Here is a 12,271-nt window from a genome sequence, read left to right as displayed (position 1 = left end):
TTGGCCGGCGATTTTGGATTGGAGGGTTTGGGCTTCATCTTCGTTCCTTCGTCACTACGACGAAGCCCAAACCCTCCTCACATCACAACCTCAAATCTGTGCGATAGGCGCTGACGGGGGACAATCGACATATGGCGCGGTTTGGCCATTCTAGGCGTCGTCGTCTATCACTTCGGGTGGGATCTGAGCTTCTTTGGCTTTGCCTCGCCTGATATGATGTTCAGCGAGCCAGTCATCATCTTCGCGCGGGCGCTCGCCGGCTCCTTCATGTTCCTCGCCGGTGTCAGCCTTGTCCTCGCGCACGGGAACGGTGTGCGGTGGCGCAAATTTCGCCAGCGCCTCGCCAAGGTGGCAGCGGCTGCCGCGGTGATCTCGATCGTCACCTTCACGGCATGCCTCCAGGACACCGACCTGCAGGCGAAGGTCGTTGCAACGCAAGAGCGTGGACAAAGCGAATTCGGGGTTGATTCCACGCCCACCTTCTTCGTGAACGGAAAGAGGTACGTGGGCGCCCTGTCGCCGGAGGAGATGTCGGCTGTCATAGAGGCCAACCTGTGATGAAAGGCCGCGGGTCGGGACCGCGTCTGTGAGACGCTGGCGCTCAGCTACCAGGCTCGAACGAAATGACACTATGGAACCGGCACAGAAAGACAGCTCTAGCTGCGTATTGAACTGGGAGAGCGGCACTTATGGTGACGGGCAGCAGTCCTGTGACTGCCACACTGCGCCTCGACAAATTGGTGCGGGATGAGCAGTTTCGGATGCGGAGCAAGCTAAATCTGGAGCATGTACAGTCTTATGAGGACAGCTATCGCGCCGGCGAGACTGTGCCGCTGGTGATCGTGGCACAGGTCGGCGGCATCTTCATTTTGGTCGACGGATGGCATCGCATAGAGGCGCTAGAGCGCCTTGATGTTCGGGAGATCGAAGCGAAGATTTACAAGACCACCCGCGATGTCGCCCTCTGGATGGCCGGGATGGCCGCTCTTAAGCAAGGCACCCCACTTAGTTCGAGGGAGCTTCGCAAGGTCTTTCGAGCCTATGTGGAGGCTGGGAAGCATGTTCTCCCGGAAGGGAAGATAAAATCGTACAGAGAAATGTCTGCCGATTTAGGTAAGCCCATTGGAACGATCCACGCCTGGATGAGGAAGGACTTTCCAATAGTGGCAGCGAGCATCAGCGACGTCGCAAGCGGAAAACTGCAAGATGGGCCTTCAGGGCGAGCTCACCAGCATTCGCACCTTACGTCGGCAAGGAAAAGCTTGCAGCAGCTTCACTCGTCCTTTCAGGCCATGATCGATGCCGATGATCGACGGGTGATAATCGAGGAACTCGAGAAGGCCCTTTCGGCGATGAGAGAATGCCGGAGATAGCTCTGAGCTTCTTTAAGCAGTATCTTGCGAGCTGCCTCTAAAATCGCGAGCTGCCACCCTGTTCGTCAAATGCGGGGAAGCCGCCTGGTTTTGGACAGGCGGTCTTCCAGCATCGGGCCTTTGCCGACCGTCTCTCACCCTGAATTGACTAGCTGACGCGCTGGCCGCTCCGTAATGTTCAGCCATGTTGGAAAGCCTACATGAACGGCTTTGCCGCCGAGCCACGAACCATTCACGCAGGTGTCCCGTGCGAACGCTGATCACGTTCCTGCTGATGCTCGCCAGCGCCGAATCGGCCTTTTCCCAGAATGTCGTGGCGACCAGCGCCGATGTCAGCAGCGTGCTGGAGATGTTTACCAGCCAAGGCTGCTCCTCCTGCCCCCCGGCCGATCGGCTGCTGGGCGACTATGCCCGGCGCGACGGCGTGGTGGCCTTGGCCTATCACGTCGATTATTGGGACTATATCGGCTGGAAGGACGTCTACGGCACCCGCCAGAACACCGAACGCCAGCGCGCTTATGGCGCCGCCCTCCAATCCAGGTCGATCTACACCCCTCAGATGATCATAAACGGCCAGAGGGAGGTCGTCGGCTCGCACAAGCGCGCCATTGAAGGCGCGATGCAGGACACTAAGCTCGCTCCGCAAGGCGAGAAGACGAGCATCCGCCTGACGCACGACGGCACCACCATGCAGGTTTACGCGGAGATGGTGAAGCCGCAGCGTCCAAGGACCGGCGAACTGGTCCTGATCCTCGTTACCTTTCGCGACGAGGCAATCACGCTTGTCGACAACGGTGAAAACCAGGGATTGGAACTCGTCAACACCAACATGGTTCGCGACTGGCGCGTGCTCGGCACCGTCACTGAGAAGCCGGTCGAGGTGAACATCCCGATCTCGCTGCTCCAGGGCCCCGAGGGCGAGAAGGTCGGCTACGCGGCGCTGCTGCAGACCATGACCGGCGAGGGAAAGCTGGGCCCCATCGTCGCGGCCGCCGTCCTGGTTTCTTAGGCTCGACGTCATGGGTCCAGGCCGGTCGGTCTAGGCCCATTCAGGGCATCGAAATGGCAGACGGCGAAGCGCCTCATCTCCGGACGCCCAGCATAACGCGACGCGCCGACCCCGTCATGCCAGGTTCTTCATCAGGAACCACGACGGCCCCGGAAGACGGAGAAACTCGCCGCCGTGAGGATCGCACTTCAGCTTCAGATCTTCCCGGACCAGCGGGGTCAACTCGGTATCCCTTTCCGCACGTCATCCTCGGCTTCTACCCCGGCTGTACGTGGGAGATCGGCGCCGCGGTGCTGGCCGACAGCCCGTACCCGAGCTTCCGCGACCTCGTCGGCCTTCGTATCGCCACAGACCCGTCGGCTCGGACGCCGATGCGACCGTGACCGAGGGCCTGACCGCCCGTGGCCTCGACGATGGCCGTCGTGTCGCTCGCGAGCTGACTACTTTGATCGCCGCCCGAGGCAAGCCCGGGATGATCGTTTCCGATCACGTGTGAGAAGGCGCTTGCAGCGCCAGTTCGACGGGGCGCTTCTCGGGCTCCCGGGCCGGGAGCTCGAAGCTCAGGACACCCTCTCCATCGGCGGCCACCGTCTCGGTCGCGGCATATCCATCTCGCTCGAACGAGAGCCTGTATGTCCCGCCCAGCCGGACCTGCCACAGCATTCGGCCGGGCCCGAGCCCGCCGGCCTGGAAGGAGAAGCCGTCGTCCCGAAGGCGGAGATCCTCGATCAGCCAGCTGCTTTGGATGAGGGCGGGGCGCATGCCTGCGCGGTCCTGCCGTCGAGGACCGAGCGTGATCACCGGAGCCTTATCGACGGGATCCAGCACCACGTAGAGACTGCCCTGGTGATGTCGCCAGCCGAGGACGCCAGAGGATCGGCCCTGATCGACGGAGAGTTCTTGCGCATGATCGAAGCGGATCGTCTGAAGGTCGCCGCGGTCTTCGATCCGCCAGCTCCGCGGTGCGAGCTCGACGAAGCGCGTCGAGTAGAAGCCCTGTGCCATCCGCACATAGGTGCTCGTCCAGACCGGTAAGATCTCCTGGCTCCCGACCTCACCGAGGGTCTGGATCAAGGCATTGAGGCTGGCGAGCCGTTCACCGGCGTAGATGTGGTAATAGACGTTGATCGGCTTCAGACGCCGCGGCGTCTCGGTGTTCTTCAGGGTTTCGCGCAACAGCCGGAAGCCGTAGAACTGACGGGTCCAGAGGTTGGTATAGGTGTTCTCGTTGCTGGCGGCGGCGTAGATCTGTCTCCTGCCGTCCACGGAAACGCCGATCGGGGCCACCCACGACACGGAAGGAAAGAGAGCGTCGAAGGGAATGGCACGAGCATTGTCGATTGATCTTCGGCATCGGGTCCTTCGAGCGATGCGCGAGGGCGCTTCGACCCATGCGGCTGCCGAGCGCTTCGGGATTGCGATTGCGACGGCTGTTCGCTGGCGCTCGCAGGACTGGGCTGGACGCAGCGACCCTCCGCCGGTGGGCGGCGATTGTCGCTCAGGCCGGATCGAGGCACAGGCGGGTTTCCTCTTTGGACTGATCGAGGGCGAGGACGACCTCACCCTGGCCGAGATGCAGCGCCGCCTGGACGAAGATCGCGGGGTGAAGGTCGGGATCGGCACCCTCTGGCGCTTCTTCGACCGCCATAGCCTGACGTGGAAAAAAGACCGCGCATGCGAGCGAGCAGGAGCGCCTGTATCTCCTAAAGCGGCGCCAAAGGGCTCGGACCTTGGATACCGAAATGCGCCGGAGACCTGTCGATGTCACCTCGATGCGATCCCCTTGACCTTATCCTCCCAATGTGAGGAAAAACTGTGGGGTGCGCTACGCCGCAACTGCCTCATCTGACGGATTATCGCCGTTCGCCGCGCGGCCGGGATGCCATTCGTCGAACAGATCGTGGAGAGTGCCGTCCAGTATCCGCGTGCGGATCTGCAGCAGCATGTGAGCGCCGCGGCGCATCTGCTGTTTCTTATCGAAGCGCTTACCGATCACGACGTTGACGGCGGACTCCACGAATGAGGTCGCGATCCGCTCGTGGTTGCGGTAGCGTTCGCCGTAGTTCGGGATCGCATGCGCGTTGCGCCGAATGTAGGTGGCGAACTCCTCGGCCGTCTTGAGGAACGCTTTCAGTTTCGGATATCGTCAGGAGCGCGCGCTGCATCTTGGGCTCATGATGACTATTCCAAGACCAAGCAGCACGGCTAGTGCGAACGGAGCATCTCCGAACAAGGAGTAGAAGGTTTCGCCCTCCATAGCGGCAGGAAGGCTCGCGTCGATGACCCCAACCGCGTTCAGCGGCAGCAAAGATTTTACCCGGCCATGGGCATCGGTGACAGCCGAGATGCCCGTGTTTGCCGCGCGCACGAGCGGTAGCCCCTGCTCGATCGCTCGCACGCGTGCTGCCAGAAAGTGCTGGTAAGGGCCTGAAGAAGTGCCGAACCAAGCATCGTTTGTCACGTTAAGGAGCCATCTGGGCCGCCCTTCCTGCCATGCGGCATTCGGGAAAATTGCCTCGTAGCAGATCATTGGGCCGACTGGGGGCAGGCCAGGCACAGCGAGCACGGTGCGCGCATCACCCGGGACGTACTCAATGCTGCCCTCGGTCAGCTTCTGCAGCGGCAGGATCTGACGAAGCGGCATGTATTCGCCGAACGGGACCAGCCGGACCTTGTCATAGGCTGCGACGATGTCTCCGGACGTGCTGAGAGCGACGAGGCTGTTGAGCAGGGCCGGATCTCTCTCAAAGTCCGCTGTGCGGCGGACAGCTCCGGTAAGGAGAGCACCTTCAGGCGGGACCACCGTGGCCATGGCGTTTCGGACGCTTGCGTCCTCGGCAATGAAATAGGGAACGGCCGTCTCCGGCCAGATGATGTGGGTCGGCGCGGCGGAGGCCGGCTGCGTGCTGAGAGCGATATAGCGGGCCAGAATGCGCTCGCTCTCGGCAGGATCCCATTTCATTGCCTGTGGAATGCTGGCCTGCACGATGCGCAGGCGAATACCGGGTACATCCGCGGGCATCGGTCCTGCGAGCCGCATCGCACCGAAGCCCCACAATGCGAGAACACCAATGGTTGAGATGACGAGAGGCGCCCAGCGCCGCGTTCCTCGCTCGGCGATAACGCTAAGCGCGAGCCCTGGCAGTGTGGCCAGCATGACCGTCACGAAGCCGAGACCGTAGATGCCGAAGATCGATGCGGCTTGAAGCGTCTCGTCGGTAACGCCCCAGGCATAGCCGATCAGGTTCCACGGAAAGCCTGTGAGGACGTGACCTCTCAGCCATTCGGCCGCGCTCCACGACGCTGCAAGAGCAAGGAGCAGCCTCCATCCTGTGGCACCAACTCTCTTCGCGGCGCTGCACGCGAGGGCTGGGAATAAGGCCAGGAACGCACTTAGTCCTCCCACTGCAGGAATTGCGAGATCACCGAACCGCTCGGCGTCGACATAGAAACTTTCGGCGATCCAGCTGAGACCGATCAGAAAGTGGCCAAGCCCGAACAGCCATCCCACGAGCAATGCGCCCCGCCAGGTCGGGGCCCGATCGACCAGCCAGAAAAGACCAGTGAAGGCGAGGAAGAGGAGTGGCGTCCAAAAGAAGGGCGCAAGGGAAAGTGCACCGAGCCCACCGAAGCTGGCCGCCAAGATGCACCGCAGCACCAGCGATACTGAATCATCGGCGGCCCTACGATGCCCGAGGCGCGCACTGAGCCTGGCGTTGTGACCCAAGTCGAGCATTCGTCCGCGGTCGATCAAGTCCGAAAAGGCTCAGCCCGCTTCGCGGGCGGAAAGCTCTCCAGCAGCAGGAGCCCGACACCGCAGACGATGCCGACATCCGCCATGTTGAAGGTGGGCCAGTGCCACTGGCCGACATAGAAGTCGAAGAAATCCGTCACGCCGCCATGGCGCAGCCGGTCGACCACATTGCCAATGGCGCCGCCGACGATCAGCCCGAGCGCGATTGCGGTCGGGCGAGTTTCAGCGCGGCTCATCCACACGAAGAGAGCGAGAACCGCGGTCGCGGTGAACGCCACCAGCATCCAGGGCGGTGCATCGCCGAAGAGACCAAAGCTGACGCCCGTATTGCGCCCGAGGACCAAGTTGAAGAAGCCGGTCATCGGGATCACCTGCGGCGGGTCCATGACATGGTTCGCAATCCACCATTTGGAGGTCTGATCGACCACGAACCAGAGGAAGGCAACGAGGAATCCGAGCCGCAGCATGGCAGGCGTTCTCCGCAAGAGAGTTCAAGCTCAAGCCACGGCGGAGCATCGGGAGGGTCGTCCCCGCAGCTATCCGGCCAAGAGCGAAATAGTGAATCAATGGCCGCCTTCCGGCTCGATTTCGACCTGCACCGTTAAGGTCCCAGCCTGTCCGAAATCAAGGAGCAACTCGAACGCGTCGCCTTCCTTCAACTCACGTTTCAGGTCTGTGAGCCACAGGTGCTGGCGCCAGGGTGCCAAGGCGAGAGGCTTACCGGGCTCGAGATCAATCCAATCAACCCAGTGCTCCTCTCCCTCCGTCGCCATTCGGATGCGCACCTGCTCGGCCGCCGGCGTCGAAGCGCCGGTGAGTTGTGCTGCTCCATCCCCCCGGTTCAGGATCGGGCCATACACCGCGACGCCCTCGCCGCTCTCGGGCGCCGACGCCCAGATATGGCCTACGGCGATGTCCCCGAGCTTGTAGCTGTGCGCTCTCGGGACGGTCGGAGCAAGGAGCGCGGCGAGTGCCGCCAAGGCTCCCAACAGCTGCCTGCGGGTCAAATGACGGCGATGTCTTTTCATCGAGGATCCCTCCTCATCGCCGTGGCGCGTCGTTATCGAACTCGGCTGGGGTGCGAGCCTCCAGCGCGGCGTCGAGAGCTTGTGATCCGGTTTTGAGATCCCGGGCGGACTCGACCTCCTCCGGCGAGAGATCGTCCTGCTTGTAGAAGGTGTAGGAGAGCGTGACCTCGCGCAAGCCCTTGGTGTCCTCGTCTTTAAGCATCTGCTCGTCGACATAGAGGACGAGCGGCATGCGCGCACTCTCGCCGGGCGCCAACTTCTCATTGGTGAAGCAGAAGCACTCGATTTTGAAGAAATAGGGGGCGGTCTGATAAGGTGTTACGTTGAAGACGGCCCGGCCGACAAGCGTCTCGTCCGACAGGTTCTTAGCATAATAGTATGCCCTGACGGGTTCACCGAAGCGGGTCTTCACCTCACGCTGCTCAGGACGAAACTCCCACGCCAGTCCTGCGCCGACATTCGCGTCGAAGCGAACCGTCACGATCTCGTTTGATTCGGAGACCGGGCGAGGGGCGGCATCGGCCCGTTGCACAGTCCCGCCATAACCTGTGACTTGGCAGAAAAGCTGATACAGCGTCGGAGAGTAGGCGACGAGCCCTGTCATGAACACCAGGATGAGGCTTAGAGCTGCTACGACACGAACGTTTTTCGATAGTCTGGATTTCATTGTCTTCAACACTCACGCTTTCGCTACTCTGGCTTTGCACTCCGGCAAGTGACGGCATGCGACTGTGATGCTGTGCTCCTCAACCGATGCTCCCGAATATCGGGAACCGTTGAAGCAGCCAGAAGGCCAACATCGACATCTTGCCGGTGATCATGGCAAAGCCCATGGCGATCATGATTCCACCCGCTCCGATCTGGAGCAGCCGCCCCACGCGCCGCATCGGTTTCAAGCGCTTCGCCAGCCCTTCCGTGAACAGCGCCGATGCGAGGAAGGGCAGACCGAGCCCGATGGAGTAGATACTGAGAAGGGCGATGCCGTCCGAAGCCGTCGCGGATAGGGCGCTCACGGTTAGGATCGCGCCGAGGACCGGGCCGATGCAAGGGGTCCAGCCGAAGCCGAAAGCAAGCCCCAAAAGGTAGGCGCCGAGAGGCCGACCGCCCCGCACCTCGCTGTGGAAGCGCACGTCCCGATCCAGCCAGGGCAGCCGCACCAGGCCGGTCATAAAGACGCCGAAGACGATGATGATGGCGCCGCCCACGATGTTGGTCTCATAGCGGTAAGCCAGAAGAAGACGGCTGAGGGCCGTGGCGCTCGCGCCAAGGGCGATGAAGATGGTCGAAAAACCGAGCACGAAGAACGCGCTGAGCGACAGCGTGGAGAGGCGGCCGCCGCTCGAACCCGACGGTTCGCCGCGGCCCGCCGAGTTGCCTGCGATGTACGAGATGTAGCCCGGCACCAGCGGCAGCACGCATGGCGAGAGAAACGATATGGCGCCCGCCGCAAGCGCCGTCAGGACGCCGATATTGGAGATCTCGAACACCGCTCAGCCCTCGCCCGGCATTCTCGCATTGGCGATGATCCGTTCTAAGGTCGCAGCATCGACGAGGCCGCGTATGATTTCGTCGCCGACGATGAAGGTCGGCGTGCCGGTGATCCGCAGAGCTTGCGCCAGTGCAAGGTTGCGGCCGATCGCCTCCTCGATCGGCGGGTCCTGCATATCCTGCTTGAGTTGCTCGATATCAAGGCCGACCTGGGCGGCGATTTCTAGGGTCGAGCTCTCGTCGATCGACCCGGAATAGGCCATCATGGCCTCGTGGAACGGCTCGTATTTCCCCTGCCTCTGCGAGGCGAGTGCCGCCCGCGCCGCAAACTCCGAACCGGGCCCGAGGATCGGGAACTCCTTATAGACGATCCGCAGTTCGTCGTTTGCCTCCGCGGCGTCAGCCAGAATAGGGGTCGCGTTGCGGCAATAGGGACAATTGTAATCGAAGAACTCGACTAGCGTGACCGCGCCCTGCGGATTGCCGACGACGGGCGCAGCCGGATCGTTGAAGATCTCGTCGCGTCGTTCGGCGATGACGGCCTGCAGCTCGTTGGTCTCGGCTGCCAGTTGGCGCTCCTCAAGAAGACGGAAGGACTCGACCAGCACTTCGGGGTTCTCGAGAAGATAGCTCCGGGCCTGCGAAGCAAAGTCCGCAGAGACAGGCCTCTCGGTGTCCAGCATACCGGTTGCAAAAAGGAGTGCTGCTCCGGACAGGCCGACAGCCAGGACCGAAAGCGCAAGCGAAACAGTGAAGCCCATAGTTCGTTTTGACATGCGCTACCTTCGATGGCCCGCCTTGGCAGAGTGGGTGCGGTCGCGACGATTTAGCTTCGCATGTTTCATTGGGATACCGTGTCCGAGCGCGAAGAGGCATCAGTGAGATCGAGATAGCCGCGGATCTCCGCGATCACCTCCGGACTATCCCATTCCTTCGGCCCGGCCCAGCGCTGCAACTCGCGGCCGTTGCTGTCGATAAGCAGGGTCGTGGGAAGACCGAGAACATTGAGGGCCTTCATGCTGTCAGCAGGCCGGTCGAGATAGATGTCCAGGTTCTCGATGCCGATCTCAGCGAAGAAGGGACGGACGGCATCGAGCCCGTTGCGATCGATCGATAGGGGCACGACCTCAAAATCCGGCCCGCCGAGCTCGGCCTGGAGCCGGTCTAGCGAGGGCATCTCCTCACGGCACGGCGGGCACCACGTGGCCCAAATGTTCAGCAAAACGGCCTGGCCACGAAAATCCGCCAAGCTGACCGAATTGCCTTCGGAATTCTCAAAGGTGAGATCCGCGACGGTGCGCGTCGCACCCGAGGGCTCGGCCTTGAGCAGAAGCGTTCCAGCGCCCGCCAGGCCGAGACAGATGACGAGGAGGGCAAACAACAAGCGGCCGCGGGTCATGCGCATCCCCCTCACTCCGCTTGCAGCCGCTCGACGAGTGGAAGGATCGTCTCCCTCAAGGCCGCCTCGGTGATCGGGCCGATCTGCTTGTAGACGACCGTGCCGTCTCCATCGACGATGAAGGTTTCGGGAACCCCGTAGACACCCCAGTCGATCGCGACCCGGCCATCGGTATCGGCGCCGGTCCGAGTATAGGGATCGCCGAGCGCGCCGAGCCAGCGTGCGGCATCCTCCGGCCGATCCTTGTAATTGATGCCGTGAACCGGAACGATGCCATTCTCCTTCAATTCCATCAGCAGGGGGTGCTCGTCCCGGCAAGCGACGCACCAGGATGCAAAGACATTTACGAGCGACACCTCGCCTTTCAGGTCCGTGCTCGAGAACCCGAGCGTCCGCCCCTGGACCGGCGGCAGGGTGAATCCTGGGACGGGCTTTCCAACGAGCTGCGAGGGGATTTGGCTGGGATCGCGGCCAAGCCCCCAAACGAACACGGCCGCCAGCCCGATGAACGCCGCCAGCGGCATGAAGAGGACCAGACGCAGCGGCTTGCGCCGTTCCCCCACGCGCTCCGTTGCGCTCGGCGTGCTCATTCGTCTGCTTCCGGGCCCTGGGCGCCCACGCCCAGAATAGGGACGGTGACTGTGATGGGAGCGTCAACCGCGAAGCGCACGGAGAGCGGGAAGCTTTCGCCTTCCTCAAGCGGCTCGGCCAGATCCATCAGCATCAGATGCAGGCCGCCAGGTTCAAAAACCATGCGTTCGCCGGCGGGCACTTCCAGAGCGCCGGCGGCCTGCATTCTCATCATGCCGTTTTCCGCGACCGTGCGATGCGGTTCGGTCTGCTCAGCCACAGGAGTCTCGAAGCCGACGATCCGAACCGGATCCTCGCCCTCGTTGATCACCGTCAGGTATGCCGCCGCGGGCCGTGCTGTCCCGATCGATGCCCGCGCCCATGGCTGCTCGACTCGAACCGTACCTGGCTCGTCCTGGGCATTGCCCGTTGCCGGCAGCAGAACCGAGAAGGTCAGCAGGAAGGAGGATAAAAAGGCTCGCATCTATGCACCTTCCGTGGTGGGGGCGCCGAATTCGTCGATGGCCCGGCGAATGGACGCCGCCATGTCCTCCGGGGGCGTGCCATAGGAAAAATGCCGGAGATATTCGCCTTCCGGGCTCATGAGGTACGTGTTGCCCTGATGGTTGACCGTGTAGCTGCCGTCGTCATCCGCTCCCGAAGAGCTGTTTGCCTCTCCTTCCGCCGATGTCTTCTCGTAATAAAGGCGATACGCGTTTGCGACGGCGTCGGTCTGTTCAGGCGTGCCGGTCAGGCCGATGATTGCCGGGTGGAACGCGGCGACGTACTCGGCCAGGACCTCGGGCGTGTCCCGCTCTGGATCGACGCTGATGAAGAGCGGCTGCACGGCGCCGGCGTCATCGCCCAGCAGGTCCATGGTCTTGGCGATCTCGCCGAGCGTCGTCGGGCAGATGTCGGGACAGTAGGTGAAGCCGAAGAACACGAGCAGGTACTTGCCCTCGAAGTCGTCCTGAGTGACGGCCTGTCCGGTGTGATCGACGAGGGTGAACGAACCGCCGATCGGCACGGATCCAGGCTTGACGAACTCGCTCTCACCCGTGGTCCCGACCGTGGCGAAGCCCTGTTTCGGCGCCAGATAGACGGTCAGAATCGCTCCGATCAGGAGGAGGCTGGCGACCCCGGAGACAGCGGCAATTGCGATTTTCAATCTTCTGTTGGGCATGTGCAGATAGCCTCTACTTTCCGGACTTACCGGCGCTAGAAGGTCAGCTCCGGAGCGCCGGTCGATGGCTCTGGCGAAGTCCTTCAGACGAGCGAACCCCGAAACATGCCACCCGATGTCATCGCCGGACTATGCGGCCTATAGCGGCTATAAGGTCAACAGATCTCACAAAGCAGATTGCCGCACCTGTCGACGCTCGTGGGCGAGACTTGGGCGTCCTTTGAAGGCCGGTGAGCTTTACTCAGCCGCTGTTGTCGAGGCTGCCCGGTATTGCGGCCATGCCTCGGAAAGAACGCGAAAGGCCGAGCGGAAGAATATGACCGCGATGACCGCGCCAACGTGTGTAGGGCGGTGAGAAAGTAGGCCACGAAGCGGCGCCAGTTGGGGCTGCCGCGCCGGAGTAAAATCCGGCCAGTGGTTAGGCTGTTTTCCTTTGTCGGGAGAGCGGCCGGGAATGTTCGCCGTGG

At 62.2% G+C, this 12,271-nt stretch carries 16 protein-coding genes and 1 pseudogene; 4 read left to right on the top strand and 13 right to left on the bottom strand.

The features are described 5' to 3' along the window. Positions 1–123: 123 nt before the first annotated feature. The 3 genes from GTK09_RS26725 to GTK09_RS26715 all read left to right on the top strand — a co-directional run bounded on the left by GTK09_RS26725 (position 124) and on the right by GTK09_RS26715 (position 2,382). Positions 124–558, top strand: a complete 435-nt coding sequence (locus tag GTK09_RS26725; RefSeq protein WP_312869974.1) for a heparan-alpha-glucosaminide N-acetyltransferase domain-containing protein — start codon at positions 124–126, stop codon at positions 556–558. A 131-nt stretch (positions 559–689) separates the two neighbouring features. Further along, positions 690–1,373 (top strand): ParB N-terminal domain-containing protein, encoded by a 684-nt coding sequence (locus GTK09_RS26720; RefSeq protein ID WP_163466431.1) that lies wholly within the window; start codon positions 690–692, stop codon positions 1,371–1,373. Between the two features lie 247 nt (positions 1,374–1,620). Continuing rightward, positions 1,621–2,382 (top strand): DUF1223 domain-containing protein, encoded by a 762-nt coding sequence (locus GTK09_RS26715; RefSeq protein ID WP_203561231.1) that lies wholly within the window; start codon positions 1,621–1,623, stop codon positions 2,380–2,382. Between the two features lie 486 nt (positions 2,383–2,868). Here GTK09_RS26715 and GTK09_RS26710 read toward each other — a convergent pair whose 3' ends face one another. Then, complete coding sequence (locus GTK09_RS26710; RefSeq protein WP_163466430.1) at positions 2,869–3,648, bottom strand: polysaccharide deacetylase family protein; 780 nt, start codon at positions 3,646–3,648, stop codon at positions 2,869–2,871. Between the two features lie 55 nt (positions 3,649–3,703). Between GTK09_RS26710 and GTK09_RS26705 the strand changes: the two genes are divergently transcribed. Continuing rightward, complete coding sequence (locus tag GTK09_RS26705) at positions 3,704–4,231, top strand: transposase (RefSeq protein ID WP_163466429.1); 528 nt, start codon at positions 3,704–3,706, stop codon at positions 4,229–4,231. On the opposite strand, the pseudogene GTK09_RS26700 reads toward GTK09_RS26705, so the two are convergent. The 12 genes and pseudogenes from GTK09_RS26700 to GTK09_RS27300 all read right to left on the bottom strand — a co-directional run. Beyond that, positions 4,208–4,525: pseudogene (locus GTK09_RS26700) on the bottom strand (ISKra4 family transposase); the annotation flags it as partial. The gene GTK09_RS26705 and the pseudogene GTK09_RS26700 overlap by 24 nt on opposite strands. Before the next feature lie 3 nt (positions 4,526–4,528). Further along, a complete protein-coding gene (lnt, locus tag GTK09_RS26695) occupies positions 4,529–6,025 on the bottom strand; it encodes an apolipoprotein N-acyltransferase (protein ID WP_203561230.1) in 1,497 nt (498 codons plus the stop codon). A gap of 107 nt (positions 6,026–6,132) precedes the next feature. Continuing rightward, positions 6,133–6,603, bottom strand: coding sequence for a signal peptidase II (lspA, locus tag GTK09_RS26690; RefSeq protein ID WP_163466427.1), 471 nt, complete (start codon positions 6,601–6,603; stop codon positions 6,133–6,135). A 96-nt stretch (positions 6,604–6,699) separates the two neighbouring features. Continuing rightward, complete coding sequence (locus GTK09_RS26685) at positions 6,700–7,164, bottom strand: copper chaperone PCu(A)C (RefSeq protein WP_163466426.1); 465 nt, start codon at positions 7,162–7,164, stop codon at positions 6,700–6,702. 13 nt (positions 7,165–7,177) lie between these two features. Next, a complete protein-coding gene (locus GTK09_RS26680) occupies positions 7,178–7,843 on the bottom strand; it encodes a cytochrome c oxidase assembly protein (RefSeq protein ID WP_312869973.1) in 666 nt (221 codons plus the stop codon). 67 nt (positions 7,844–7,910) lie between these two features. Next, the gene (locus GTK09_RS26675; protein ID WP_163466425.1) at positions 7,911–8,651 is read right to left on the bottom strand and encodes a cytochrome c biogenesis CcdA family protein; all 741 of its coding nucleotides are present in this window, start codon (positions 8,649–8,651) and stop codon (positions 7,911–7,913) included. A gap of 3 nt (positions 8,652–8,654) precedes the next feature. Further along, positions 8,655–9,428 (bottom strand): DsbA family protein, encoded by a 774-nt coding sequence (locus tag GTK09_RS26670; RefSeq protein WP_203561229.1) that lies wholly within the window; start codon positions 9,426–9,428, stop codon positions 8,655–8,657. Between the two features lie 65 nt (positions 9,429–9,493). Next, on the bottom strand, positions 9,494–10,057 hold the full coding sequence (locus tag GTK09_RS26665) for a TlpA family protein disulfide reductase (protein ID WP_163466424.1): 564 nt from the start codon (positions 10,055–10,057) through the stop codon (positions 9,494–9,496). A gap of 5 nt (positions 10,058–10,062) precedes the next feature. Next, a complete protein-coding gene (locus GTK09_RS26660; RefSeq protein WP_163466423.1) occupies positions 10,063–10,641 on the bottom strand; it encodes a DsbE family thiol:disulfide interchange protein in 579 nt (192 codons plus the stop codon). After that, positions 10,638–11,105: a copper chaperone PCu(A)C gene (locus tag GTK09_RS26655; protein WP_163466422.1), complete on the bottom strand. Its 468-nt coding sequence runs from the start codon at positions 11,103–11,105 to the stop codon at positions 10,638–10,640. Before GTK09_RS26655 ends, GTK09_RS26660 begins: the two co-directional genes overlap by 4 nt. After that, positions 11,106–11,804, bottom strand: coding sequence for an SCO family protein (locus GTK09_RS26650; protein WP_163466421.1), 699 nt, complete (start codon positions 11,802–11,804; stop codon positions 11,106–11,108). It abuts the gene before it with no gap. A gap of 237 nt (positions 11,805–12,041) precedes the next feature. Next, on the bottom strand, positions 12,042–12,271 hold a 230-nt coding region (locus tag GTK09_RS27300), incomplete at its 5' end, for a hypothetical protein (RefSeq protein WP_203561228.1).

The sequence above is a fragment of the Jiella pacifica genome (assembly GCF_010500815.1).
GTDB classification, from domain to species: Bacteria; Pseudomonadota; Alphaproteobacteria; order Rhizobiales; family Rhizobiaceae; genus Jiella; species Jiella pacifica.
Note: the sequence above shows the minus strand (reverse complement) of the source record. Positions and strands in the feature narration are given on the sequence as shown.